The sequence below is a fragment of the Cryobacterium sp. BB307 genome, from assembly GCF_012274275.1.
Taxonomy (GTDB): domain Bacteria; phylum Actinomycetota; class Actinomycetes; order Actinomycetales; family Microbacteriaceae; genus Terrimesophilobacter.
In genome coordinates, this window is record NZ_JAANZA010000002.1 from 80,459 (window position 1) to 105,077 (window position 24,619).

Sequence of the window (24,619 nt, forward strand, 5' to 3'; positions counted from 1 at the left end):
CGACAGTGTAGACAGCGCCCGTGCGCACAGGTCGTGAACCGCGGTTCACTCGTCGGCGAAGGCGCCGATCACCGGGGATAGGGCTGCAGACAGGTAGGGCAGCAGGTCACCACGCGCGGTGCCGGCATCCGCCCACGCCTGACCGGCTGCTACCACGGCCCCGAGCGCCGCGTAGGACGCGGTCTGGGCGCGCAGCCGCTCGAAGCCGCGGGATGTGAGGAAGTCGGCCAGCAGCGCAGCCTGTCTGGTGAATCGGGTCAGGGCGGATGCCTGTAGCTCGTTGACGCTGCCGACGAGCTCGTATTGGGTCAGGGCGAACGGGACCCGTCCGGGACCGAACTGGCCTCCGAACTCGAGTAGGGCCGCCTCGACGGCCTGCATTCCTCCGGCGGTAGGTGGTGCGGTGCTGAGCGACGCGGGAATCCGTTCGAGGGCGTCGTCCAGCTCGACCCAGAACACATCGCTCTTGGCGTCGAAGTAGTTGAAGAAGGTGTTGCGGCTCACTCCGGCGCGGGTGGTGATCTGCTCGATGGTGGTGCCCGCGTAGCCGTTCTCGAGGAACAGCTCGAGCGCGGCATCCTGGAGCAGCTCACGCGAGGCCGCCTGTGGTCTGCCGCGCGGGGTGCTGGTTTCGGTCATGTCGTGTCCTTGTCTGCTGGCTGAAGCCGAGGCGCGGAATCCACGAGGAGACGGGTATACTCGTGGGTCGGCGAGGTGAAGAGGCGCTCCGGCGGGCCGGTCTCGACGATGCGGCCGTGGCGCATCACCGCCACCTCGTCGCTCATGTGCCGCACCACCCCGAGGTCGTGCGAGATGAATAGGTAGCTGACCCCGAGCGCCTTCTGCAGGTCGGAGAGCAGGTCCAGCACCTGCGCTTGAACCGACACATCCAGGGCGGACACCGGCTCGTCGCAGATCACGATCCTCGGGCCCGGGGCGAGCGCCCGCGCGATCGCGACGCGTTGACGCTGCCCGCCGGAAAGGTGCAACGGGCGCCTGCCGCGCAGAGCATTCGGGAGCCCGACGGCGTCAAGCAGCTCGGTGACGCGCGCACGGTGCTCCCGCCCGCGTCTCGACGTGCCGAGGCTGACGGCATCGGTCAGCACCTCCTCGACGGTGAACCGGGGGTCGAACGAGCTCAGCGGGTCCTGGTAGATCGCTCCGAGGAGCGGCCGGCGGCTGCGGCGATCGCGCTCGGGAACCGTGCTCCACGGTGCGCCGAGAAGGGTCACATCGCCGGCATCCGGTGCGCTGAGCCCGAGGATCATCCGGGCGACGGTGGTCTTGCCGGATCCGGACTCGCCGACCAGGCCGAGGGTCTGCCCCGCGCGCAAGTGCAGGGACACGTCGTCGACTGCGGTGAGCGTCGTGCCGTGCCGGAGACGGAAGGTCTTGGTGAGGCCGGTCGCTGCGAGCACGACATCCGGTGCCTTCGTAGCGGTGGCGGGATCGGCCGGATGGAAGGACAGGGGCCGCACCGGTTCCGATGACGACAAGCGCTCGCCGCGGTCTCGGCCGGTCGGCACGGCGTCCAGGAGCGCCTGAGTGTACGGATGCTGCGGTGCGCCGAGAACGCGATCGGTGGGCCCGTGCTCGACGATGCGCCCGGCCCGCATGACGGCGACGCGGTCGGCGACTCTGCCGACCGCGGTCAGGTCGTGGCTGATCAGCAGGAGAGCGGTGCCATTGCTCTTGAGCCCTCCGAGCAGGTCGAGGATCTGCGCCTGAATGGTCGCGTCCAGCGCGGTTGTCGGCTCGTCGGCGATCAGCAGCCCGGGGTTCAGTGCGATCGCGGAGGCGATGAGCGCACGTTGGCGGAGTCCGCCGGACAGCTCACCGGAGCGCTGGCCGATCCGGTGCTCCGGGTCGGGCATCCGCACCGCCTCGAGCAGTTCAATCACGCGCGCTCGCCGCGCGGCGGGTGTCAGCGACGTGTGCAGCCGCAGCGTGTCGTCGATCTCCCGCCCGATGGTGCGCAGCGGGTCGAGTGACACGAGCGCGTCCTGGAGCACCAGCCCGACTTCGCTGCCCCGGATGCGTCGCCACTGGGCAGGCTTCAAGCCCAGCACCGACCGGCCGGCAAGCTCGAGCCGCCCCGCCGACACCCGGGAACCCGACCCGGTCAACCCGAGGATGGAACGGGCGGTCACGCTCTTGCCCGAACCGGACTCGCCGACCAGCGCGAGCGATTCGCCCGCCTCGAGTTCGAACGACAACCCGTCCACCGCGGTGACCTGGCGCGGGCCGGCCCCGAAGGTCACCCGCAGGTCCTCGACCCAAAGCATCCGGCTCACGACTGCACCTGCCTCGTCCTCGCTTGCAGGCTGCGGCCCAGCGCCGTGGAGGCGGCAGCGGCGAGCACGATGAACAGCCCGGGGAACACGGTCAGCCACCACGCGGTGCTGATGTAGGTGCGCCCGGCGTTGAGCATCGCGCCCCACTCGGCCGCGGGAGGCTCGGCGCCGAGTCCGAGGTAGCTGAGGGACGCTGCCCACACGATCGCCTGGCCGACGCCGAGCGTGGCCAGCACGAACACGGGTGCGATGGCGTTCGGCAGGGTGTGGCGCCGCAGGATAGTGAACCGGGAGCGACCGAGCACCGTTGCTGCCTCGATGAACGGCGCATCGCGCACCGCCCGCAGCTGGCTGCGGATGATGCGCGCGTAGCCGGGGGCGGTGGCGATCCCGACCGCGATAGTCGAGGTGACGACTCCCGGTCCGGTGATGGTGATGAAGATGAGCGCGAGCAGCAGGCCCGGCAGCGCGAACAGCACCTCGCCCACGCGCGTGACGGCGTAGTCGACCGGCCTGGGGCCGAGTCCCGCGAGCATGCCGAGGATGAGCGCGAGCACCAGCCCGATCGCGGTCGCGGCGACGCCGATGATGAGCGAGGGCCGGGTGCCGTAGATCATGCGCGCGAAGACGTCTCGCCCTGACTCGTCGGTGCCGAACCAGTGAGTGAAGCTTGGGACCTGGAACGCCTCGCGAGGGCTGATCGCGAGCGGGTCGAATGGCGTCAGGAGCCAGGGCGCTATGGCGGCGACAACCAAGAGCAGCAGCGCGGTGACAGCGAGCACTTCGCCGACGGTCGGCCGGGCACCCACTCTCGTGCCGGCGTGGCTCAGGGCTCCCGGTTGCGCGGTCTGGGTGTCGATGGTGGCGGTCATGCCGACCTCAATCGCGGGTCCGCGACCCGGTCGATCGCGTCGGTCGCGATGGTGACGAGCACGAACGCGAGCGCCGAGATCAGAGCGACCCCGGTCACCATCGGCACGTCCCGGATGAGCACGGCGTTCAGCAGGCTGCGCCCGAGCCCCGGCCGGGCGAACACGGTCTCAACGACCACCGCTCCGCTGATGAGCGAGCCGAACGCCCACCCGGACAGCGAGATCGCGGGAAGCGCCGCGTGCCGGATGGCGTGCCGCCAGCGCACACCGGTCTCCGACTCGCCCCGCGCCCTGGCGGACAGCACGAACGGCGACTCGAGCGCATCCGTCAGCGACTCGCGCATCACCTGGCCGAGGAAGCCGGCGAGCGGAATGGCCAGCGTCAGCACCGGGAGCACCAGCCCGAGGGGGCCGGGCGTGCTGATCGGCGGCAACCAGCCGAGCGCCGTGGAGAAGATGACGATGAAGATCGACGCGAGCCAGAAGTGCGGCACGGCGGCGGCGATGATCTCCATGCCGGAGCCGATCATCCGGCCGATGCGGCCGCCGCGGGTCGCCCAGAGCGCCAGCGCCAGCGCGAATGCCCAGGCGACGAGCAGCGACAGCACGGTGAGGATGAGGGTGCTGAGGAACAACTCGCCGACCAGTCCGGCGACGTCAGCCTTCAGCGCGTAGGAGGTGCCGAGGTCGCCGGTTGCGAGGCGGCCGAGTGACAACAGGTACTGCTCGTACAGCGGCCGGTCCAGCCCGTACTCGCTGCGCACTTGGGTGATCGCCTCGTCGGATGCCTGCGATCCCGGACCGCCGAGGATCGCCTCGGCCGGGTCGCCAGGGATCGCGCGCATCGCGAAGAAGATCAGCGTTGCGACCGCCCAGAGCACGAAGATGCCGCCGAGTGCCCGAGTGAGCACCCAGCGGCCGATCCTCATCGTCAGCGGGCCAGCCACGCGTCGTAGAACGTCGGCGTGGAGACCGTCGGCATCGCGCGCAGGCCGCTCACGTTCCCGCCGACCAGGAAGTGGTTCTGCTGGTCGTACAGCGGCAGTGCGTAGAACCCACTGAGGATGAGTTCCTGCACCTCGGCGTAGAGGGCGGCCCGCTCATCGGCGTCCGTCACCTGGCTCGCCTCGGTCAGCAGAGCGTCGACCTCGGGGTCGTTCAGCTGGGCGAGGTTGGCGAAGTAGCCGCTCGGCGCGGGAGTGATCGAGTCGGAGTGGTACAGGATGCGCAGCACGTCCGGGCCGACCTTGGTGTAGGGCGCGCTGACCAGGTTGTAGTCGTTGCCGATCAGCGTCGAGTACCAGCTGGAGAGGTCCATGGGCTTGAGTCGCACCTCGAATCCGACCTGCTTCACCGCTGCCTGGATCTGCTCGAACAGCGACTGCTCGGCGGGGATCGACTGGTTGGTGCTCACCGGGAAGTCGACGCTCAGTCGCTGCCCGTTCTTCACGCGGTAGCCGTCACCGTCGCGCTCGGTCCAGCCGGCTTCGTCGAGCAGCGCGTTCGCGGCATCCGGGTCGATGCCGAAGTGCTCCTCGGCCGAGAGCCCGAGCGTTTCGACGCTGGAGAGCACGGAGAAGGAGCGGTCGGCGGTGCCGAAGAACAGCGCCTCGATGCCGTCGTTGACGTCAGCGGCGCGGATGAACGCCTCACGCACCCTGATGTCGTCGAACGGCGCCTTGCCAGAGTTCAGCTCGATGCGGTTGGAGGCACCGGGGCGAGGCGCGTCGAGGTCGGTGATGCCCTGACCTTCTGCGGCGGCGATATCGCTCGGCTGGGCGTTGTCGATCACGTCGACCTGCCCCGACTGGAGGGCAGCGAAGCGTGACGCGGAGTCGGGGATGAAGCGCCAGACGATCTCGTCCAGGTAGGCGGGCCCGTCGTGCTCGGCATCGGCCGGCGGGGAGTTGTAGTCGTCGTTGCGGACGAGCGTGATCGAGTCCTGGCGCTTCCAGTCTGTGACGATGAACGGGCCGGTCCCGACCGGGCTCTCGCAGTTGACGTCCATGCCGCGCGCCAGCGCTGTGGGGGACTGGATGGCGACCCACGGCATCGACAGCGAGTCGAGCAGAGCGCTGTCGGGCGTTGACAGGTTGAACCGGATGGTGTGCTCGTCGACGATGTCGGTCGATGCGACCTTGCCGAGGGCGAGATACCCGGTGGAGGAGGTGGTCGCCGGGTCGAGCAGGTGCTCAACGTTGGCCTGCACCGCCTCGGCGTTGAACGGGGTGCCGTCGGTGAAGGTCACGTCGTCACGGAGCTGGAACTTCCAGCTGAGGCCGTCCTCGGCCGGCTCCCATGCGGTGGCGAGCCAGGGGATGATCTGGCCGTCGGCGTCCTTCGACACGAGCGACTCCAGGTACTGGGTCGCGATCAGCGCCTGCGGGTAGTTGCCGCCGACGTGCGGATCGAGGCAGGTCGGCTCCGCATCGCCGCTCGCATAGACCAGTGTCCCGCCCGCGGTCGGTTCGGTGTTCTGCTGGGCCGCTGGTGTGCATCCGGCGAGCAGGAGCGTTAGAGCCGTGATGCCGGCCGCTGCTGCGATGGACCGATGGGCGAAATGGGCGGGCGCGCGCATGCGGCTCCTGACGTGACGGGTGCGGGATGATTTGTTGAACTCAGTCCAACAATCCTAGCGGGGCACATGGGGCTGATTGCACACGCCTGCCAACGTAGGGACTTGTACTAGTTCAAGTAGAACAATAGACTGAGGGCATGCTCCTCAGAATCGACGCCGCATCCGACGTCCCGATCTTCGACCAGCTGGCCGCTGGCATCCGGACATCGGCGATCTCCGGCGCCGTCGCCCCGGGGGAGCGACTGCCGTCGGCGAAGGAACTCGCGCGCACGCTCGACGTCAACGTGCACACGGTGCTGCATGCGTACCAGGTGCTGCGCGACGAGGGCATCATCGACCTTCGGCCGGGGCGCGGTGCGACCGTCACCGATCGAGCGAGCGAGTACGCCAAACTGAATGCCGCCATCAACGTGGTGGTCACCGAAGCCAGGGAACTCGACATCCATCCAGCGGCGCTTACCGCGCTCATCAGAGAGGCCTACCAATGACATCCGGCACCGCGCGAAGCACTCACCGGCGCATGATCCTCGTCGGGGGAGTGCTGCCGACTGTTGTCGCACTCGCTGCCGCGATCGTGATGTTCAGCTGGCTGCCGGAGCTGCCCGAGGTGATCGCGACACATTGGGGCCCGTCCGGGCCAGACGGCTTCGGCTCGCCGTGGTTCGCCATCCTGATGCCGGTCGGGCTGACACTTGCCTACGCGATGTTCGTGCTTGTCCTGTCTTGGCGGTTGCGCGACGGCGTGCTGCTGGCCAACCAGAAGCTCGTGCTGACGTCGATCGCGTTCATCAGCGGGCTGCTGTCGGTGGGCATAACCGGCACCGTGTACGTGCAGCGCGGGCTGGAGGATGCCACGCTGGCGCCCGATGCGGGCTGGTGGATGCTGGTGGGCGCGGGAGCCGGACTCGCGTTTGGTGCCATCGCCTGGTTCTTGCTTCCGGCGGCAGGTGCCGTGACGGATGACGGCATCGAGGCGCCTCCGCTGCAGCTTCGCGCCGATGAGATCGCGGTTTGGTCGCAGCGGGTGCGGGGGCTGTGGCGAGTGACGGCCGGTCCAGCGGGACTGAGCGTGACGGGACTGGGTGTGCGCAAGTTCCTGCCTGCGGAGTCGATCGAATCGGTGCGCGTCGTGCAAGTCAGTCCGGTTCCGGAATTCGGTGGCTGGGGCTACCGCGTCTCGCTCGACGGTCGCTTCGGGGTGGTGCTCCGCGCGGGCGTGGCGATCGAGGTCAAGTACGCGGGCGGCAAGCGCTTCGTGGTGACGGTCGACGATGCAGCGACCGGCGCATCCGTGCTCTCGGCGGCGGCTGCCGCGCGCCGCCCCGCCTGACCCGCTTTTTGCGCCCCCGCCTCACGCCGCGCCGGATTCACCGAGTTGCCCACTTCCGCCCCGAATTGAGGCCCAAACAGGGGCAGAAGTGGGCAACTCGCGATGTTGGGGCACGGACAGCGCGACCCGCTAGAATTGCGGGCAACGACTGCGATCCGGCCATCACCGGGGAGTCTTCGGAAGAACGGCGGGCAACCGCCAATTAGAACCGAACGGGTGGCCCGTCACAGCCGCAATGAGGGGCCAGTCACGCGCAAGCGCGGCCGGCAAGCGAGGTGGTACCGCGGCATCCGTCGTCCTCGTGTTGGAAGTCGACACGAGGGAAGGCAGCGAATGTATCCGCGATCCGGCACCGGCGATGAGTCCGTCAACCCGAGCCCGCGCTTTCCGGAGATCGAAGAGCGCATCCTCAGCTTCTGGAAGGCGGATGCCACCTTCCGCGCCTCGGTCGCGCAGCGCGAGGGCTGCGAAGAGTGGACGTTCTACGACGGCCCACCGTTCGCCAACGGCCTGCCGCACTACGGCCACCTGCTGACCGGCTACGCCAAGGATGTCTTCCCGCGCTTCCAGACCATGCGCGGCAAGCAGGTGCACCGCCGCTTCGGCTGGGACACCCACGGACTGCCCGCCGAGCTCGAGGCGGAGCGCCAGCTCGGCATCACCGACAAGAGCCAGATCGAGGCGATGGGCATCGCCGAGTTCAACCAGGCCGCGCGCGAGTCCGTGCTGCGCTACACGCAGGAGTGGCAGGAGTACGTCACCCGGCAGGCGCGCTGGGTCGACTTCGAGAATGACTACAAGACGCTCGACATCACCTTCATGGAAAGCGTCATCTGGGCGTTCAAGCAGCTCTACGACAAAGGTCTCGCCTACGAGGGCTACCGCGTGCTGCCGTACTGCTGGCGCGACCAGACCCCGCTGTCCAACCACGAGCTGCGCATGGATGACGACGTCTACAAGCAGCGCCAAGACCAGACCGTCACAGTGACCTTCCCGCTGGTCGGCCCTAAGGCGGAGGCGCTCGGCCTCACCGCCGTGCGCGCCCTCGCCTGGACGACCACCCCGTGGACGCTCCCGACCAACTTTGCTCTCGCGCTCGGGCCCGAAATCGAGTACGCGGTCGTCCCATCCGGCCCGCTGGGCGCCGGCGACGGCGCCGAAGAGGGCGTCGCCGAGTACCTGCTCGCCACCGACACCGTCCACTCCTACTTCAAGGACCTCGGCTACGAGTCCGCCGAGGCCGCGCGTGCCGCGGTGTCCCGCACCCACCTCGGCGCCGCGCTCGAGGGCATCCACTACGACCGGCTCTGGGACTTCTACGCCGACACCGAGAAGTGGGGCACCCAGAACGCCTGGCAGCTGCTCGTGGCCGACTACGTCGAAACCGGCGAGGGCACCGGCATCGTGCACCAGGCGCCCGCCTTCGGTGAGGACGACCAGCTCGTCGGCCAGGCTGCAGGCATCCCGGTCATCCTCTCGGTCGATGACGGCGGCAAGTTCCTCCCGGATGTCGCGCCCGTCGCCGGCCTGCAGGTGTTCGACGCGAACAAGCCGCTCACCCAGCTGCTGCGCTCCGACGGCCGCCTGCTGCAGGTCAAGAGCTACGAGCACCCGTACCCGCACTGCTGGCGCTGCCGCAACCCGCTCATCTACAAGGCGGTGTCGAGCTGGTTCGTGCGCGTCCCGGATTTCCGTGATCGGATGGGCGAGCTCAACGAGCAGATCAACTGGGTGCCCGACAACGTCAAGCACGGCCAGTTCGGCAAGTGGCTCGCCGGTGCCCGCGACTGGTCGATCTCCCGCAACCGCTACTGGGGCTCCCCGATCCCGGTGTGGAAGAGCGACAACCCCGAGTACCCGCGCGTCGACGTGTACGGCTCCCTCGATGAGCTGGAGCGCGACTTCGGCGTACGGCCCACCGACCTCCACCGCCCGTACATCGACGACCTGACCCGCCCGAACCCGGATGACCCGACGGGCAAATCGACCATGCGCCGCATCGAGGATGTCCTCGACGTCTGGTTCGATTCCGGCTCGATGCCGTTCGCGCAGGTGCACTACCCGTTCGAGAACCGCGAGTGGTTCGACAGCCACAACCCCGCCGACTTCATCGTCGAATACATCGGGCAGACTCGCGGCTGGTTCTACACGATGCACGTGCTCGCGACGGCGCTGTTCGACCGTCCGGCGTTCAAGAACGTGATCAGCCACGGCATCGTCCTCGGCAGCGACGGGCAGAAGATGTCGAAGAGCCTGCGCAACTACCCGGATGTCTCCGAGGTCTTCGCGCGGGATGGCGCGGATGCGATGCGCTGGTTCCTGATGTCGTCCTCGATCATCCGAGGCGGCAACCTGGTCGTGACCGAGGAGGGCATCCGCGAGGGTGTCCGGCAGTTCCTGCTGCCACTGTGGAGCACGTACTACTTCTTCACCCTGTACGCCAACGCTTCGACCGGGCTCAGCGCAGGTGCGAGCGGCTACGAGGCGAAGTGGCGCACTGACTCCACCAACGTCCTCGACCGGTACCTGCTCGCGAAGACCCGCACGCTCATCGAGCAGGTCACGGTCGATCTGGAGGCGCTCGACAGCCCGATGGCCGCGGCTAAGCTGCGCGACTTCGCCGATGTGCTCACCAACTGGTACGTGCGTCGCAGTCGCGACCGGTTCTGGGGCGGCGACGACACCGACGCCTTCGACACGCTGTACACGGTGCTCGAAACCCTCACCCGCGTGGCCGCTCCGCTCGCGCCGCTCGTCACAGAAGAGATCTGGCGCGGGCTCACCGGCGGGCGCAGCGTGCACCTGACCGACTGGCCGGATGCGAGGGTCTTCCCCGCCGACGGCCTGCTCGTGGCGACGATGGACCGGGTGCGGGAGATCGCATCCGCCGGTCTTGCATTGCGCAAGACGCGAGGCCTGCGAGTGCGCTTGCCGCTCGCGGCGCTGACCGTGGTCGGCGAGCAGTCCGGTCTCGAGGAGTTCAGCGACATCCTGCGCGACGAGCTCAACGTCAAGACCGTGCAGTTCGTGCCGTTGACCGAGCAGAGCCTCAGCGACTACGGCATCGTCCGGCGTCTGACCGTCAACGCGCGAGCGCTCGGCCCGCGCATCGGCAAGAACGTGCAACGCGTCATCCAGGCCTCCAAGGCGGGCGACTGGTCGCAGGATGGCGACGCGGTCGTGGTCGGCGGCACGCCGCTGCAACCGGGCGAGTTCGACCTCGTCCTCGAGGCGGGCGACGAGAACCACGCGGTGTCGTTCCTGTCCGGCGGCGGCTTCGTGCTCGTCGACACGCTCACCACCCCCGAGCTCGAGAGCGAGGGCCTCGCCAACGACCTCGTGCGCGCGATCAACCAGGCGCGCAAGGCACGCGACCTGGACGTGAGCGACCGCATCCGGTTGACCATCGCCGTTGACGGCGCGTTCACGACCGCGGTCGACTCGTTCGGCGGCCACATCTCCGACGAGGTGCTCGCGGTGGAGCTGCAGACGATGCCGTTCACGGATGCGTCGGGAGACAATTGGGACGAGCGCGCCGCATCCGACAACGGCGAGGGCTCCTACGCATTCAGGATCGAGAAGGTATGAGCGCGCGCGACGACGACCCGGAGCTGAGCGACGACGCGCTGTTCCAGTCCCAGGCTGACCGGGTGTATGCCGAACTGCTGGCCCGGGTGGGGGAGTCCGCCCCGCAGCCCCGGCTCGAGCCGACCCGGCAGGCGGCCGAGCTGCTGGGGGACCCGCAGAAGGCGTTCGGCATGATCCACATCACCGGCACCAACGGCAAGACCAGCACGAGCCGCATCACCGAGAGCATCCTGCGCGCGCACGGCCTGCGCACCGGACTGTTCACCAGCCCGCACCTGAGCCGGGTGAACGAGCGCATCATGATCGACGGGGAACCGATCTCGAACGAGGCGCTGGTGACGAACTGGGACGACATCACGCCGTACCTGAAGATGGCCGACGAGCAGCTCGTCGCCGAGGGCGAGGAGCCGCTCACCTACTTCGAGGCGCTCACGCTGCTTGCCTACGCGAGCTTCGCGGATGCGCCGGTCGATGTCGCGGTGGTCGAGGTCGGCATAGGCGGCGAGTGGGACTCGACCAACATCGCCGACGGCCAGGTCGCGGTGTTCACACCGATCGCGCTGGACCACGTGCACCGACTGGGCGACACCATCGCCGAGATCGCCGAGACCAAGGCGGGCATCATCAAGCCCGGCGCCCGCATTGTCACCGCAGCTCAGCATCCGGATGCCGCGGACGCGATCATCCGCGCGGCAGCCAGCAACAACGGCACCATCGCGGCCGAGGGTCGCGACTTCGGGCTGGAATCGGCCACCGTCGGCGTCGGCGGCCAGCTCATCACCGCGCAGGGCCTCGCCGGACGCTACGAGGAGGTCTTCCTGCCGCTGCTCGGTGACCACCAGGCGCAGAATGCGGCCGTTGCGATCGCCGCGGTCGAGAGCTTCCTCGGCGGCGGAGAGCAGCGCATCGGCGAGGACGTGCTGGCAGAAGGCCTCGCCACCGCCACCTCGCCCGGCCGGCTGCAGCTGCTGGGCATCGAACCGTCGGTGCTCGTGGACGCCGCACACAACCCGCACGGTGCCGAGGCGCTCGCAGCGGCGATCGGCAAGTACTTCGACTTCCGTGAGCTGGCGCTCGTCGTCGGCATCCTCGCCGACAAGGATGCGCACGGCATCGTCGATACTCTCGCGCCCCTCGCGACGCGCATCCACGTCACCCAGTCGCACTCGGATCGGGCGATCCCCGCCGACGAGCTGGCCGATGATGTCGAGCAGTGGACGCACGAGACGGTCATCCGATTCGACACCCTCGAGGAGGCGCTCGACGCCGCACGCGAGTGGGCAGGGCTGGAGCAGGGACGTGCCGTGCTGGTCACCGGGTCGATCACCCTCGTCGGCGAAGCGATCGATATCGGACGAGACCAGGGGTGGGCGCTGTGACTGAGGTGAATCAGCCCAGGCAGCGCAAGCCGCGCAGGCGCCGCAGCGCGACCGAGTCGCTGGTATCGATCGCCCTCGGGCTTGAAGCGACACTCGTCTTCTTTGTGACTATGGCCGTCTTCGGGCTGCGTGAAGTGTCTCCGGGGGTGGCCTTCGGCGGCGGGGCGGTGCTGTTCCTGCTGCTGATCATCGCCGCGGCGTACGCGCGTTTCCCGTGGGCGATCTGGCTCGGCTGGGCGATGCAGGTCGTGCTCATCGCGCTCGGCCTCGTGCTGCCCGTCATGTACGCGATCGGGGCGGGCTTCGCCGCGATCTTCATCTACTGCTTCCTCACCGGCCGCCGGCTGGACAGGCAGAACAACTCAGCAACAGCGTGAACAGGAGAGAAGAAATGACCGATTCCGTCGAAGAGACCCTGGTACTGGTGAAGCCGGATGGCGTCGCGCGTGGGCTGACGGGGGAGATCCTGCGCCGCATCGAGGCGAAGGGGTACCTTCTCGTCGACGTGCGACTCGTGCAGCCGGATCGCGAGCTGTTGGCCAGCCACTACGAGGAGCACCAGGGCAAGCCGTTCTACGAGCCGCTGGTCGAGTTCATGGAGAGCGGCCCGGTCGTCGCGCTGCGCATCGCAGGCAACCGCGTCATCGAGGGCTTCCGGGTGCTTGCCGGCACCACCGACCCGACCACAGCTGCGCCGGGCACCATCCGCGGCGACCTCGGGCGCGACTGGGGCCTCGCGGTGCAGCAGAACCTCGTGCACGGCTCCGACTCGCCAGAGTCGGCTGCACGCGAGCTTGGGCTCTGGTTCGCCTGACGGCCTCTGAGCGCACATAGGTAACGAAACGGCAACGAACACGCCGAGCGGCGAAAGTGCCGAGATTCGCCCCTGACCTGCGGTTTTCCGGCCGAGGACCGGCATCCGGCCTTAACGGCAATTTCCCAGTTTCGCTAAGGTGGTCGACGCAGTACACAAGGCCGCGCCCGAATGAAACCCCATTTCGTTCGGTCGTATGGTTCGTGTCAGGGGAGCGTTCCCGAAGTTCGCTCCCGCCCTGCGGCACTGTCGCACCGGGCACCTGGCATGCACCCGGACCGTGACCAATGACGCCCGCGATCCGAATTTCGGATGCGTGCGCGGAGGTACCGTGACCACGTCCCGACCCGCTGTAGAAGTCCGAAACCTGTTCAAGGTGTTCGGCAGGAAGCCCGAATCCGTAGTCGCCAGGCTGCGAGCCGGTGCGAGCCGCGACAGCGTCGCTGGCGACGGAACAGCCGCCGTCATCGACGCATCGTTCGATGTTGCTCCGGGCGAGATCTTCGTGGTCATGGGGCTGTCAGGGTCGGGCAAGTCGACGCTCATCCGCATGCTCAACGGGCTGCTGGAGCCGACAGCGGGCAGCGTCACGATCGATGGCACGGAGATCGTCGGCATCTCACCCAAGGAGCTGCGCGCCGTACGCCGCTCGAAGGTGTCGATGGTGTTCCAGCACTTCGCTCTGCTGCCGCACCGCACCGTGCTCGACAACGTGGCTTACGGGCTCGAGATTCAGGGTGTGCCGGTCGCCGAGCGGCAGGAGCGCGCTCGCACGATCATCGGCAAGGTGGGACTGGCTGGCTGGGAGGACCGCCTCCCCAGCGAGCTGTCCGGTGGAATGCAGCAGCGCGTCGGTCTCGGCCGGGCGCTGGCGGCGCAGACCGACATCCTGCTCATGGACGAGGCGTTCTCCGCCCTCGACCCGCTCATCCGGCGCGAGATGCAGGAACAGCTGGTCGAGTTGCAGGCAGAACTCGGCAAGACCATCGTGTTCATCACCCACGACCTGAACGAGGCGATGTTCCTCGGCGACCGGGTCGCGGTCATGCGGGACGGTCGCATCGTGCAGATCGGCACACCGGAGGAGATCCTCACCGACCCGGCCAACGACTACGTCGCGCAGTTCGTGCAGGATGTCGACCGCTCGCGCGTGCTCACCGCCTCTAGTGCAATGGAACCGGCGCGCGCGGTCATCTCTGACACGGCCGGCCCTCGCGCCGCCCTCCGGATGATGCGGGACCTGCAGACATCCGCCCTCTACGTCGTCGGCCGCAACCGCAAGCTGATCGGCGTCGTACGAGATCGCCAGATGGTGAAGCTCGTGAGGGCGGGGGAGAGCAGCTTCGGGTCGGCACTTGGGGTCGAAGTGCCGCGCGTGCACGCCGACGAGTACCTGAGCGACCTCTACGAGAGAGCGGTCGAAAGCGACCTGCCGATCGCGGTCGTCGACGAAGACGAGCGCCTGCTCGGGGTGATCCCGAACGTGACGCTGCTCGCCGCGCTCGGCAATGTGACGACGAACACCGGCGAGCAGCCGATCGTCGAACCGCCGCCCACGGTTGAGGTGTCGATCGTCACCGCGACGCTGGAGGAGACGGCGCAGCCCGACTCGGATGCCGTGATGACGGGAGGTCGCTCGTGAACGACTTCCGCATCCCTCTCGGCGACTGGGTTGAGTCCCTCGTCCAGTTCGTGACCAAGTACTTCTCCGACGTGTTCGGCGCAATCAGGACCGTGTTCAAGGGCGCCTATGACGCGCTCGACTGGATTCTCGCGACGCCCCCATTCTGGGCCGTCATCCTCGTGCTCGCGGTCATCGCACTGCTCGTGAAGGGCGTGCCGTTCGCCATCGGAAGCGTCGTTGGCCTAGGTCTCATAGTCGCCGTCGGTCAGTGGGACTACGCGATGGATTCGCTTGCTCTGGTCATTGTCGCGAGCGTGATCGCGGTGCTGCTGAGCATCCCGATCGGCATCCTCGCTGCAAAGTCGCGGGCCGCTTCGACGATCATCCGGCCGATCCTCGACTTCATGCAGACGATGCCGGCGTTCGTCTACCTGATCCCGGCGCTCATCCTGTTCCGCGTCGGCGTCGTGCCGGGCATCGTCGCGACGATCATCTTCGCGCTCGCGCCGGGTGTCCGCCTGACCGAGCTCGGCATCCGCGGTGTCGACCAGGAGGTCGTCGAGGCGGGCAAGGCGTTCGGGTCTTCACCTGGCCGCATCCTCCGCCAAATCGAGCTTCCCCTCGCGATGCCGACCATCATGGCCGGTGTCAATCAGGTGATCATGCTCGCGTTGTCCATGGTCGTGATCGCCGGAATGGTGGGTGCCGGTGGACTCGGCGGGCAGGTCGTCGCGAGCCTGAACCGGATCGACATCGCCCTCGGCTTCGAGGCTGGACTTTCGGTCGTGATCCTGGCGATCTTCCTCGACCGGCTCACCGCGGCATTCGGCAACGGCGGCAGCTTCCTCAGCAGGTTCTTGGGGCGCCGCCGGCCGAACGGCATCACCCAAGAGGCCGAGGTCGCTGCCGTGGGCGAGGGAAGCAAGCGGCCCATCGCCGTCCCCTGAACTCGCGGGCGCCCCGTGCGCCCGTGACCCGTGCGCGCGGAGATTCCGCGTGCAATCACGTCAACCCCGGACGCGCATCTGCGCGCCCAGAAAGGAAGACACCAATGAGAAAGCGCCATTCAGCGCTGATCGCAACGGGCGCCATTGCGGCGCTCGCACTGACCGGATGCTCGGCGGAGGCCGAGCCCGGCAACGCCACCGAGAGCAAGGGCGAGATCACCATCGCCGTGTTCAACGGCTGGGACGAGGGAGTCGCGACCTCGTTGCTGTGGGAGAACATCCTCACCGAGCAGGGTTACGACGTGAACCTCGAGTACGCAGACCCCGCACCGGTCTTCGCGGGACTGTCGACCGGCGACTACGACTTCACGACCGACGTCTGGCTGCCAGGCACGCACTCCAAGTACCTCGAGACCTACGGCAACGACATCGTCGAGTTGGGTGCCTGGAACGACACGGCCTCGCTCACCGTTGCCGTGAACGCGGATGCGCCGATCGACTCACTCGCCGAGCTGGCCGAGAACGCGGACCTGTTCGGCAACCAGATCGTCGGCATCGAGCCGGGCGCCGGCCTCACCGGCGTGATGGAGGACGCCGTGATCCCCGGGTACGGGCTCGAGGATATGAACTTCCTCACCTCGTCGACCCCGGCGATGCTGACGGAGCTGTCGACCGCACTGGATTCCGGCGAGAACATCGTCGTGTCCCTGTGGCGTCCGCACTGGGCGTACGACGCGTTCGACATCAAGGATCTCGAGGACCCGGATGGCGCGCTCGGTGGTTCCGAGAGCATGTACAGCTACAGCCGCACGGGCTTCGCGGACGACTTCCCCGAGGTCGCGAAGTGGCTGGAGGACTTCACCATGGACTCCGACCTGCTTCACTCGCTCGAGAACGCACTGTTCAACGAGTACGACGGTGATGATTACGCGCCCATCGTCGAGGACTGGATCTCGCAGAACCAGGACTGGGTCGACAGCCTCACCAACTAGTGCCGAACGTCCCGAGTTGCCCACTTCCGCCCCAGTTTTCGCACATTTTGGGGGCCGAAGTGGGCAACTCGGCGCTAGAAGAGGTTGTTCACGACGTCGAGGCGCACCTGCGCCAGCACCGCGACGACCACGTAGCAGAGAACGGTCAGCAGCGGCACCCAGGAGTAGAGCTTCCCGAAGAAGCGGCGGGCCGCCGGCGGGACCGGGATGTTGCCCGACTTGAGGTTGTACAGCGTCACCGCAAGGAACAACGGGATGGTCACCGACCAAACGACCATGCACCACGGGCACAGCGTCCCGAGCACGAAGATGCTCTGGCCGATGAGCCAGCACACGAACACGAAGGCGCCGAGCAGCCCGAGGTTGAACAGCATCCAGAACCAGCGCGCAAACCGTGCGCCGGCAAGCAGGCTGACACCGACCGCGATCGGCGCTGCGAAGCCCGCGATTCCGAGCAACGGGTTGGGGAAACCGAATACCGCGCCCTGCCATGAGTCCAGGTTCGGGCCGCACGCGACGAGAACGCTGATGTCGCAGCTGAGCTGCGTGTCAGGGTTCTGCAGCACCTCGAACTTCGAGATGGTGAGCTCCCACGAGCCCCAGAATCCGATAGCTCCGGCGATGATCAGGAAGATCGCGAGTGCCGTCGGACGGGCAGTGGGTTGGGGCGGGCGCACGCTCGCGATTATTCCACTCCGAGGCAAATGCGTACGTTCCGGGCGACAGCGTGCGATAATTGACGACAGTCACCCGAGCCGCGCTCGGCGTGACCTACGACAAGCTTCCCGGTCACAGAACCGGAATGGCCGAGATCCACGGTTGCACGACGCACCGAGTGCCACGGTCAGGACGCACAGGATTTGCGGATGTTCATGACGAACGCCGCTCGAGAATTGAGACCCGGATCGCAGGGTAGCGCGGATACCCGCACCGGGCTGGGAGCGCACCAGCAATGCTGGAGACAGACGACAACAACGAATCACAGGATCCAACAACCGCGCCGGAGGGTGCCGCTGAGGCGGCCCCGAAGCGCCGCATCTTGAGACGGCGGAAGGCGGAGCCGAAGTCGGCTGCCGTGGCCGCGAACGATGTCGCTAAGGTGCCGGATGCGTCGGCTGACCAAGCGGCAGACGTCGCCAAGTCGCCGAACGCCGAGGCTGAGCCTGCAGAGACAGCGGAACCCGCAGCGCAGCCCGAGCAGGCGGCCGAGCCCGAGGCGACCACCCCCGAGCCCGAGCCCATCCGGGCACTGACGACCACGTCGCTGATCTTCCAGGCACCGGACCTGCCCCCGTTGCCGCCGGTGGCTGACTTCGACGACACGGAGGAGACGCCGTCATCGTCGCGTCGACGCACCAGGCGTCGTGCGGGTGAGGACTCCGACCCGGGCGACGACCAGCCAAACACCGTTGTGAGGGTCCGCCAGCCGCGCAAGCAGCCGGAGCTCATCACCGAACCGCAGCGAGTGAAGGGCTCGACGCGGCTCGAGGCGAAGAAGCAGCGCCGCCGTGACGGCCGCGACGCCGGCCGCCGCCGCCCGGTCATCACAGAGGCAGAATTCCTCGCACGCCGCGAAAGCGTCGATCGCGTCATGGTCGTGCGGTCGAAGAACAACCGCATCCAGATCGGCGTGCTCGAGGATGGCGTGCTCGTCGAGCACTACGTCGCCCAGTCGCAGGAATCGTCGCTCATCGGCAACGTCTACCTCGGTCGCGTGCAGAACGTGCTGCCGAGCATGGAGGCAGCGTTCGTCGACATCGGTCGTGGCCGCAACGCCGTGCTGTACTCCGGCGAGGTGGACTGGGATGCCGCGAACACCGATGGCGAGAAGAACCAGCCGCGTCGCATCGAACTGGCACTGAAGCCCGGCGACAAGGTGCTCGTGCAGGTGACCAAGGACCCTGTCGGACACAAGGGTGCCCGACTCACCAGCCAGGTCAGCCTGCCCGGGCGGTACCTCGTGTACGTCCCGAACGGGTCGATGAACGGCATCAGCCGCAAGCTGCCGGACACCGAGCGTGCGCGCTTGAAGAAGATCCTCAAGGAGGTGCTCCCGGAGAACGTCGGTGTCATAGTGCGCACCGCCGCCGAGGGAGCGACGCAGGAGCAGCTGACCCTCGACGTCAACCGCCTGATCGCCCAGTGGGCCGAGATCAGCAAGGCAGTTGAGAAGGGGAACGCGCCGTCCCTGCTGCACAGCGAGCCTGACCTGCTGGTCAAGATCGTGCGTGACGTCTTCAATGAGGACTTCCAGTCCCTGGTCGTGCAGGGTGACGACGCCGAGAAGACCATCTCCGGCTACCTCAGCCAGGTCGCCCCCGACCTGATGGACCGCCTGAAGCGCTACGACGGCGACGGCGACGCATTCGACTCGTACCGCATCTCCGAGCAGATCGAGAAGGCGCTCGACCGTAAGGTCTGGTTGCCATCCGGTGGCTCGCTCGTCATCGACCGCACCGAGGCGATGACCGTCATCGACGTCAACACCGGCAAGTTCGTCGGCTCGGGCGGCAACCTCGAAGAGACGGTCACGAAGAACAACCTCGAGGCCGCGGAGGAGATCGTCCGCCAGCTGCGCTTGCGCGACATCGGCGGCATCATCGTCGTCGACTTCATCGACATGGTGCTGGAGACCAACCGTGACCTCGTGTTGCGGCGCCTGGTCGAGTGCCTCAGCCGTGACCGCACCAAGCATCAGGTCGCCGAGGTGACGAGCCTCGGTCTCGTGCAGATGACCCGCAAGAAGCTCGGCCTTGGGCTGCTCGAGTCGTTCAGCGAGCCGTGCGACGTGTGCGCCGGACGCGGCATCATTGTCCACCACGACCCCGTCACCAAGCACCGCCAGACCCCGCAGCCGGAGACGCGCCGTCGGGGCAAGGCGCAGACCGCGCCGCCGTCGAAGCCCGGCAATGGCACGCACGCCATCACCGATGACGTGAAGAACGCGCTCGCCCAGATCGCGGCGAGCACGATCATCCCGGATGCGCATGACGACGCGGCGAAGAGCGAACCCGCCGAGGAAGCGGTCGAAGAGGCTGCTCCCGCGACAGCAGAGGCGATGGCCGAAACGCCCGCGGCACCCGAGAAGGACGCCGAGGACGCCGAGCTCGCGATCCTGGACATCCCGCTGAAGAAGGTGCAGCGCGCCCCCCGCCGGGTGAGCCCCGAGGCCGCCGAGGACATTCTGGGTTCGGTGCTGGAAGCGCTTCCGGCGCCGAAGGAGCCGGGCACAGGACGCTCAGCACGCCGACCGCGACGCGCGACCTCCGCGAGCATCGCGGCCCAGGCTGAGACCGAAGAGTCCTAATCCCTTCATTGAGTCGGGAGTAGTTGTCCAAATGAACGACCTCATAAGGGCAACTACTCCCGACTCGATGGTTTAGGTCAGAGACCGCGACGCTCGCGCTGCGTCACGCGCAAGCCGCTCGCCAGCAAGCGCTCGACGAGTTCCCGGTTGCTGACGGGGATCGCCCCGGCCGCGACGAGGTCGTCGTACCGGTGGTCCGGCACGTCGTAGTGGTCCAGGTCGAAGCCGCGCCGGGGGAGTCCGACCCGTGCGGCGAAGGCGTGCAACTCCTCGAGGGACGAGTCGCTCACCAGGTGACCCCATAGCATCCCGTGCGCTGGCCAGCTAGGTTGATCGATGAGCACGGCCATGGTGGGAGTTTAGAGGGGGCATCCGGATGCACAGCGTCGCCACAGCGGTCCGCAAACCAAACTCGGTCACGGCCGCGTACGCGGCTGGCCTCGTCCTCGCGGTGATGGTCGCCCAGCAGTTGGCGAACGCTGTGTACACGATCGCCTTCTACGGCAGCTCCGGTCAGCTTGGGCTGTGGCTAGGTGGGCTGGGGTTTGATTTTCTCACCGTCCGGCTGCCGTTCGCACTCGGAGTGTTCGTGAGCTTCTGGCTTGTCGCACGCATCGTCGCGGAGCACAGGATGGCCCAGGTGGTGGCTCGCTCGCTCGCAGCGGCGGGTCTCGGCGCCTTGGCGGTCTTTATTGCCTCGTTCCTGTTCGAAGCGATGGCGCGGCTGTCCGAGGTGAGCTGGTTCGGGCACTCACTGAGCGGTGTCGCCGGCGCACTCGCCCAGAGTGGCAACTACGCGATCGCCGTTGGTCTGATGCAGGCGGTCAACGCGCTGATCTACGCTGCGCCGGTCGTTGTCCTCGCCGGGGTATGCTTGTGGTTCTGGCTGACGAAGCGTCCGGCTCAACAACCCGCGGAAGGCATCCTCGACGAGGTTTGACCGCCGTACCGCCCATCAAGTAGCATTGACCCTTGGTGTGCGCTGGGCTGAGCCCGCTTTTTACGCCAATAGCTTCCTTCAAGAGTTAGGGTCCCCACGTGGTTTACGCAGTTGTGCGCGCCGGCGGTCGGCAGGAAAAGGTCGAGGTCGGTTCGATCGTCGTCCTCGACCGCATCCAGGCGGATAAGAACGGCAACATCGAGCTTGCGCCGGTGCTGCTCGTCGACGGTGACAAGATCACCCACGACGCGAAGTCACTCGCGAAGGTCACGGTCACGGCCGAGGTGCTCGGCAACGAGCGCGGCCCGAAAATCGTCATCCAGAACTACAAGAACAAGACGGGGTACAAGCGCCGCATGGGCTTCCGTGCCGAGCAGACCCGCGTCAAGATCACCAGCATCAAGTAAGGGGCTGAAGCACTCATGGCACACAAAAAGGGAGCTAGCTCCACCCGTAACGGTCGCGACTCCAACGCGCAGCGCCTCGGCGTGAAGCGCTTCGGCGGCCAGGTCGTCAGCGCGGGCGAGATCCTCGTCCGCCAGCGCGGCACCAAGTTCCACCCGGGCGCCGGTGTCGGCCGCGGTGGCGATGACACGCTGTTCGCCCTCGAGGCGGGCTCGGTCGAGTTCGGCACGAAGGGCGGCCGCAAGGTCGTCAACATCGTGGCGGCGGCTGCCGAGTAGCAGCAAAGCTTTTCCCTGCGAGCGAGCTTCGGCTCGCTCGCAGTGTTTAACGTGAGAGACAGGAGGCAGCCATGGCGACGTTCGTCGATGAGGTGACGCTGCACCTGCGTGCTGGCAACGGCGGGCACGGATGCGTTTCAGTGCGTCGTGAGAAGTTCAAGCCCTTGGGCGGTCCGGATGGCGGCAACGGCGGGCACGGCGGGGACATCGTGCTGATCGCCGACCCGCAGGTCACCACACTGCTCGGCTACCACCACTCGCCGCACCGCAGCGCACCCAACGGTATGCCGGGTATGGGCGACAACCGCAACGGCCCGCGCGGCGAGAACCTCGTGCTCCCGGTGCCCGTCGGCACCGTCGTCAAGGACCCGGACGGCACAGAGCTAGTCGACCTGAACGAGCCCGGCATGGAGTTCATCGCCGGCCCGGGCGGCCTGGGTGGTCTCGGCAACGCGGCGCTCGCGAGCACCAAGCGCAAGGCGCCCGGATTCGCGCTGCTCGGCACGCCGGGCTGGCAGGGCGATGTCATCCTGGAGCTCAAGGTCGTCGCTGATGTCGCGCTGGTCGGCTACCCGTCCGCCGGCAAGTCCAGCCTCATCGCCTCCCTCTCGGCGGCACGCCCGAAGATCGCCGATTACCCGTTCACCACGCTGCACCCGAACCTCGGCGTAGTCCAGGCGGGCGAGGTCCGGTACACGGTCGCCGATGTCCCTGGACTCATCGAAGGCGCCAGTGAGGGTCGAGGTCTCGGCCTCGAGTTCCTGCGCCACGTCGAGCGGTGCACCGCGATTGTGCACGTGCTCGACTGCGCCACCCTCGAACCCGGCCGGGATCCGGTGAGCGACCTCGACACGATCCTCGCCGAGCTGGGCGCGTACCCGGTGCCAGCCGGCCAGACGCCGCTGCTGGAGCGCCCGCAGCTCGTGGCACTGAACAAGATCGACGTGCCCGAGGCTCGCGAACTCGCGGACTTCGTCCGTCCCGACCTCGAGGCACGCGGCTACCGCGTGTTCGAGATCTCCACCGTGAGCCGCGACGGCTTGAAGCCGCTCAGCTACGCACTGGCTGAGCTCGTCGAGGCCGACCGCGCCGCAACGCCTGCGCCGAAGCCGCGCATCGTCATGAGGCCGAAGGCCGTCGACGACAACGGCATGACCATCACCGTCGAGGGCAGTTCCGAGGGGCCGATCTACCGCATCCGGGGCGAGAAGCCCGAGCGCTGGGTCGCCCAGACCGACTTCCGCAACGAGGAGGCCATCGGCTTCCTCGCCGACCGGCTGTCCAAGATCGGCATCGATGACCGCCTGTTCCAAGCGGGTGCTGCAGCCGGCGCTACAGTGGTGATCGGCGCCGACGACGGCGTCATCTTCGACTGGGAGCCGACGCTGACGTCTGCCGCCGAGCTGATCACGAGTCCGCGAGGCACCGACTCCCGTTTCGGAGGAAGCGAACGTCCGACCCGCGCCGAGCGGCGCGAGGACTACTTCGCCCGCATGGACGCCAAGGCAGCGGCCCGCGAGGAACTCCGTCGCGAGCGCGAGGCCGGCCTGTGGACCGAAGACGGCGATTTCGAGATCGACCGCACCGGCGATACGAAGGAACAGAACACCGAGGATGACTGAGCCGATAACGCTCCCGCCGCTATCGTCCCGTACCCAGATCCCGCAGGCGAGGCGTGTGGTCGTGAAGGTCGGTTCGTCGTCGATCAGCGGCGCCAACGCCGGACAGATCACCGAACTTGTCGACGCGCTGTCTGAAGCCCACGGGCGTGGTGCTGAGGTTGTGCTCGTGTCGTCAGGCGCCATCGCAACAGGCATCCCGTACCTGCAGCTCGACGCGCGGCCAACCGACCTCGCGACGCAGCAGGCGGCCGCGGCAGTCGGCCAGAACCTTCTGATCTTCCGCTACCAGGAGAGCCTCCGCCGCTACCGGATCGTCGCCGGTCAGGTGCTGCTCACGGCGGGCGACCTGGAGAACCCGTCACACCGCAGCAACGCGCAGCGCGCCATGGAACGCCTGCTCGGGCTGCGTATCCTCCCGATCGTCAACGAGAACGACACCGTCGCAACGCACGAGATCCGCTTCGGCGACAACGACCGGCTCGCGGCGCTCGTCTCGACTCTGGTCCGCGCCGACCTGCTTGTGCTGCTGTCGGACGTCGACGCGCTGTACACCAAGCCGCCGTCGCATCCGGATGCGCGCAAGATCGAGCATGTCGCATTCGACGACGAGTTGGCCGAGGTCGAATTCGGCGGAATCGGCGAAGCCGGCGTTGGCACCGGTGGAGCCGGTACCAAGGTGTCCGCGGCGAAGCTCGCGGCAGCCGCCGGAACCCCCGTGCTGCTTGCGTCGACCACTCAGGTGCGCGAGGCGCTCGCGGGGGACCACGTCGGCACCTGGTTCGACGCGAAGGCTTAGGTCAGCGGCTCGTCGTCACCGTGAGGGTCCGAAGGCTCTGACGAGCGCCTCGACCATCGCATCCGTCTCCCAACCGTGATTCGCTCCGGCAACGGTGACGTGGGCGGCGCTGGGAAGGGACCGCTCAAGCGCGTCAGCCGCAGCGGGGAAGAGCGGCAGCGTTTCGGCGCCGGTCATGACGGTGGTCGGTTGCGTCACGGCAGCCCATTGGGTCGCCCACGGCGTGCCCGCTTCCGCCTTCGCGAGGATCGCTGCGTCGTAGGGCAGTGTCGGAGCCAGAGTGAGCATGGTTGGCCACGCAGGGCTTCGGCGCGACGCCTCCAGCCATTCGGGCGGCATGTCCTGCATGAACACCGCGGTGGCGCCCTCCCGGTCGCCCGCGGTAATCCGCTCGGTCAGGCTGCGCTGATAGGCACCCCCGTCACCCTCAAGCGCCAGCGGAGGCTCCCACAGAGCGAGCGCCGTGACCGGCAAACCGGCGGCAGCTGCCCACAGCGCGAGCACAGCGCCGGACGAACTGCCGAACAGCGCGGCGCTGCCACCGTTCGCCTCGATGAGAGCGGCGAGATCCTCGACCTCACGGTCGACGTGGTACGTGCTGGCGTCACCGCTCTCACCGCGTCCGCGGCGGTCGTAGGTCACGGCGGTGAAGCCCTGCGCGGCCATCCGGTGGGCCAGTTCGCCCGTTCTCGGATCGAACGCCCGGAACTGCATCGCCGCACCGATGAACACCACGGTCGGCCCGTCGCCTTCGCGTTCGTAGGCGAGCCGTGTTCCATCCGTCGATGTGACGAACTCTGTCATGAATGCCTCCGGATGCGTGTAGACACTGACCACGTCGGAGACCCGCACG

At 67.6% G+C, this 24,619-nt stretch carries 23 protein-coding genes; 15 read left to right on the top strand and 8 right to left on the bottom strand.

The window, feature by feature from the left end; translation table 11 throughout:
- Nucleotides 1–45 precede the first annotated feature (45 nt).
- From HGK58_RS07655 to HGK58_RS07675, 5 genes are read right to left on the bottom strand one after another with little or no spacing between them, the layout of a single operon-like run.
- Nucleotides 46–639: a TetR/AcrR family transcriptional regulator gene (locus tag HGK58_RS07655; protein ID WP_168627009.1), complete on the bottom strand. Its 594-nt coding sequence runs from the start codon at nt 637–639 to the stop codon at nt 46–48.
- Nucleotides 636–2,285 (bottom strand): ABC transporter ATP-binding protein, encoded by a 1,650-nt coding sequence (locus HGK58_RS07660; protein ID WP_168627710.1) that lies wholly within the window; start codon nt 2,283–2,285, stop codon nt 636–638. The genes HGK58_RS07655 and HGK58_RS07660 overlap by 4 nt, the downstream gene beginning before the upstream one ends.
- Nucleotides 2,286–2,290: 5 nt before the next feature.
- Entirely contained in the window at nt 2,291–3,166 is an 876-nt protein-coding gene (locus tag HGK58_RS07665) for an ABC transporter permease (RefSeq protein ID WP_168627010.1), read from the bottom strand.
- Nucleotides 3,163–4,095, bottom strand: a complete 933-nt coding sequence (locus tag HGK58_RS07670) for an ABC transporter permease (RefSeq protein WP_168627711.1) — start codon at nt 4,093–4,095, stop codon at nt 3,163–3,165. The genes HGK58_RS07665 and HGK58_RS07670 overlap by 4 nt, the downstream gene beginning before the upstream one ends.
- A 2-nt stretch (nt 4,096–4,097) precedes the next feature.
- Nucleotides 4,098–5,744 carry an ABC transporter substrate-binding protein gene (locus tag HGK58_RS07675; protein WP_168627011.1) on the bottom strand — a complete coding sequence of 549 codons (1,647 nt, stop codon included), beginning with the start codon at nt 5,742–5,744 and terminating at the stop codon, nt 4,098–4,100.
- A 137-nt stretch (nt 5,745–5,881) separates the two neighbouring features.
- On the opposite strand from HGK58_RS07675, the gene HGK58_RS07680 reads away from it, so the two are divergent.
- The 9 genes from HGK58_RS07680 (at nt 5,882) to HGK58_RS07720 (ending at nt 16,418) form a co-directional block, all read left to right on the top strand.
- A complete protein-coding gene (locus HGK58_RS07680; RefSeq protein WP_168627012.1) occupies nt 5,882–6,232 on the top strand; it encodes a GntR family transcriptional regulator in 351 nt (116 codons plus the stop codon).
- Nucleotides 6,229–7,074: a DUF1648 domain-containing protein gene (locus HGK58_RS07685; protein WP_168627013.1), complete on the top strand. Its 846-nt coding sequence runs from the start codon at nt 6,229–6,231 to the stop codon at nt 7,072–7,074. The genes HGK58_RS07680 and HGK58_RS07685 overlap by 4 nt, the downstream gene beginning before the upstream one ends.
- Nucleotides 7,075–7,407: 333 nt before the next feature.
- Nucleotides 7,408–10,662, top strand: coding sequence for an isoleucine--tRNA ligase (gene ileS, locus HGK58_RS07690; RefSeq protein ID WP_168627014.1), 3,255 nt, complete (start codon nt 7,408–7,410; stop codon nt 10,660–10,662).
- Nucleotides 10,659–12,041: a folylpolyglutamate synthase/dihydrofolate synthase family protein gene (locus HGK58_RS07695; protein WP_168627015.1), complete on the top strand. Its 1,383-nt coding sequence runs from the start codon at nt 10,659–10,661 to the stop codon at nt 12,039–12,041. Before ileS ends, HGK58_RS07695 begins: the two co-directional genes overlap by 4 nt.
- Nucleotides 12,038–12,418 (top strand): DUF4233 domain-containing protein, encoded by a 381-nt coding sequence (locus HGK58_RS07700; RefSeq protein WP_210422795.1) that lies wholly within the window; start codon nt 12,038–12,040, stop codon nt 12,416–12,418. Before HGK58_RS07695 ends, HGK58_RS07700 begins: the two co-directional genes overlap by 4 nt.
- A gap of 14 nt (nt 12,419–12,432) precedes the next feature.
- Nucleotides 12,433–12,855 carry a nucleoside-diphosphate kinase gene (gene ndk / locus HGK58_RS07705; RefSeq protein WP_168627016.1) on the top strand — a complete coding sequence of 141 codons (423 nt, stop codon included), beginning with the start codon at nt 12,433–12,435 and terminating at the stop codon, nt 12,853–12,855.
- A gap of 331 nt (nt 12,856–13,186) precedes the next feature.
- Complete coding sequence (locus HGK58_RS07710) at nt 13,187–14,497, top strand: glycine betaine/L-proline ABC transporter ATP-binding protein (RefSeq protein ID WP_168627017.1); 1,311 nt, start codon at nt 13,187–13,189, stop codon at nt 14,495–14,497.
- Nucleotides 14,494–15,426: an ABC transporter permease subunit gene (locus HGK58_RS07715; RefSeq protein WP_168627018.1), complete on the top strand. Its 933-nt coding sequence runs from the start codon at nt 14,494–14,496 to the stop codon at nt 15,424–15,426. Before HGK58_RS07710 ends, HGK58_RS07715 begins: the two co-directional genes overlap by 4 nt.
- Nucleotides 15,427–15,530: 104 nt before the next feature.
- Nucleotides 15,531–16,418, top strand: coding sequence for a glycine betaine ABC transporter substrate-binding protein (locus HGK58_RS07720; protein ID WP_168627019.1), 888 nt, complete (start codon nt 15,531–15,533; stop codon nt 16,416–16,418).
- A gap of 74 nt (nt 16,419–16,492) precedes the next feature.
- On the opposite strand, the gene HGK58_RS07725 is transcribed toward HGK58_RS07720, so the two are convergent.
- The gene (locus HGK58_RS07725; RefSeq protein ID WP_168627020.1) at nt 16,493–17,095 is read right to left on the bottom strand and encodes a vitamin K epoxide reductase family protein; all 603 of its coding nucleotides are present in this window, start codon (nt 17,093–17,095) and stop codon (nt 16,493–16,495) included.
- Between the two features lie 275 nt (nt 17,096–17,370).
- Here HGK58_RS07725 and HGK58_RS07730 point away from each other — a divergent pair, with 275 nt between their 5' ends.
- Nucleotides 17,371–19,725, top strand: coding sequence for an Rne/Rng family ribonuclease (locus HGK58_RS07730; RefSeq protein WP_168627021.1), 2,355 nt, complete (start codon nt 17,371–17,373; stop codon nt 19,723–19,725).
- Between the two features lie 77 nt (nt 19,726–19,802).
- On the opposite strand, the gene HGK58_RS07735 is transcribed toward HGK58_RS07730, so the two are convergent.
- The gene (locus HGK58_RS07735; protein ID WP_168627022.1) at nt 19,803–20,075 is read right to left on the bottom strand and encodes a DUF4031 domain-containing protein; all 273 of its coding nucleotides are present in this window, start codon (nt 20,073–20,075) and stop codon (nt 19,803–19,805) included.
- Between the two features lie 26 nt (nt 20,076–20,101).
- Between HGK58_RS07735 and HGK58_RS07740 the strand changes: the two genes are divergently transcribed.
- From HGK58_RS07740 to proB, 5 genes are all read left to right on the top strand, one after another.
- The gene (locus HGK58_RS07740; protein ID WP_168627023.1) at nt 20,102–20,665 is read left to right on the top strand and encodes a hypothetical protein; all 564 of its coding nucleotides are present in this window, start codon (nt 20,102–20,104) and stop codon (nt 20,663–20,665) included.
- A gap of 98 nt (nt 20,666–20,763) precedes the next feature.
- The gene (gene rplU / locus HGK58_RS07745; RefSeq protein WP_168627024.1) at nt 20,764–21,072 is read left to right on the top strand and encodes a 50S ribosomal protein L21; all 309 of its coding nucleotides are present in this window, start codon (nt 20,764–20,766) and stop codon (nt 21,070–21,072) included.
- Nucleotides 21,073–21,087: 15 nt separating this feature from the next.
- Nucleotides 21,088–21,348 (top strand): 50S ribosomal protein L27, encoded by a 261-nt coding sequence (rpmA, locus tag HGK58_RS07750; protein WP_168627025.1) that lies wholly within the window; start codon nt 21,088–21,090, stop codon nt 21,346–21,348.
- A 71-nt stretch (nt 21,349–21,419) separates the two neighbouring features.
- Complete coding sequence (gene obgE / locus HGK58_RS07755) at nt 21,420–22,970, top strand: GTPase ObgE (RefSeq protein ID WP_168627026.1); 1,551 nt, start codon at nt 21,420–21,422, stop codon at nt 22,968–22,970.
- The gene (proB, locus tag HGK58_RS07760) at nt 22,963–23,766 is read left to right on the top strand and encodes a glutamate 5-kinase (protein ID WP_168627027.1); all 804 of its coding nucleotides are present in this window, start codon (nt 22,963–22,965) and stop codon (nt 23,764–23,766) included. The genes obgE and proB overlap by 8 nt, the downstream gene beginning before the upstream one ends.
- Nucleotides 23,767–23,781: 15 nt before the next feature.
- On the opposite strand, the gene HGK58_RS07765 is transcribed toward proB, so the two are convergent.
- Complete coding sequence (locus HGK58_RS07765; protein WP_210422797.1) at nt 23,782–24,618, bottom strand: alpha/beta hydrolase; 837 nt, start codon at nt 24,616–24,618, stop codon at nt 23,782–23,784.
- Between the last annotated feature and the right edge of the window lies 1 nt (nt 24,619).

Excerpts from the sequence above, each read along its gene's own strand:
- HGK58_RS07655 (WP_168627009.1), bottom strand. The coding sequence starts at position 639 with ATGACCGAAACCAGCACCCCGCGCGGCAGACCACAGGCGGCCTCGCGT.
- HGK58_RS07660 (WP_168627710.1), bottom strand. The coding sequence starts at position 2,285 with ATGCTTTGGGTCGAGGACCTGCGGGTGACCTTCGGGGCCGGCCCGCGC.
- HGK58_RS07665 (WP_168627010.1), bottom strand. The coding sequence starts at position 3,166 with ATGACCGCCACCATCGACACCCAGACCGCGCAACCGGGAGCCCTGAGC.
- HGK58_RS07670 (WP_168627711.1), bottom strand. The coding sequence starts at position 4,095 with ATGAGGATCGGCCGCTGGGTGCTCACTCGGGCACTCGGCGGCATCTTC.
- HGK58_RS07675 (WP_168627011.1), bottom strand. The coding sequence starts at position 5,744 with ATGCGCGCGCCCGCCCATTTCGCCCATCGGTCCATCGCAGCAGCGGCC.
- HGK58_RS07680 (WP_168627012.1), top strand. The coding sequence starts at position 5,882 with ATGCTCCTCAGAATCGACGCCGCATCCGACGTCCCGATCTTCGACCAG.
- HGK58_RS07685 (WP_168627013.1), top strand. The coding sequence starts at position 6,229 with ATGACATCCGGCACCGCGCGAAGCACTCACCGGCGCATGATCCTCGTC.
- ileS (WP_168627014.1), top strand. The coding sequence starts at position 7,408 with ATGTATCCGCGATCCGGCACCGGCGATGAGTCCGTCAACCCGAGCCCG.
- HGK58_RS07695 (WP_168627015.1), top strand. The coding sequence starts at position 10,659 with ATGAGCGCGCGCGACGACGACCCGGAGCTGAGCGACGACGCGCTGTTC.
- ndk (WP_168627016.1), top strand. The coding sequence starts at position 12,433 with ATGACCGATTCCGTCGAAGAGACCCTGGTACTGGTGAAGCCGGATGGC.
- HGK58_RS07720 (WP_168627019.1), top strand. The coding sequence starts at position 15,531 with ATGAGAAAGCGCCATTCAGCGCTGATCGCAACGGGCGCCATTGCGGCG.
- HGK58_RS07730 (WP_168627021.1), top strand. The coding sequence starts at position 17,371 with ATGCTGGAGACAGACGACAACAACGAATCACAGGATCCAACAACCGCG.
- HGK58_RS07735 (WP_168627022.1), bottom strand. The coding sequence starts at position 20,075 with ATGGCCGTGCTCATCGATCAACCTAGCTGGCCAGCGCACGGGATGCTA.
- HGK58_RS07740 (WP_168627023.1), top strand. The coding sequence starts at position 20,102 with ATGCACAGCGTCGCCACAGCGGTCCGCAAACCAAACTCGGTCACGGCC.
- rpmA (WP_168627025.1), top strand. The coding sequence starts at position 21,088 with ATGGCACACAAAAAGGGAGCTAGCTCCACCCGTAACGGTCGCGACTCC.
- obgE (WP_168627026.1), top strand. The coding sequence starts at position 21,420 with ATGGCGACGTTCGTCGATGAGGTGACGCTGCACCTGCGTGCTGGCAAC.
- proB (WP_168627027.1), top strand. The coding sequence starts at position 22,963 with ATGACTGAGCCGATAACGCTCCCGCCGCTATCGTCCCGTACCCAGATC.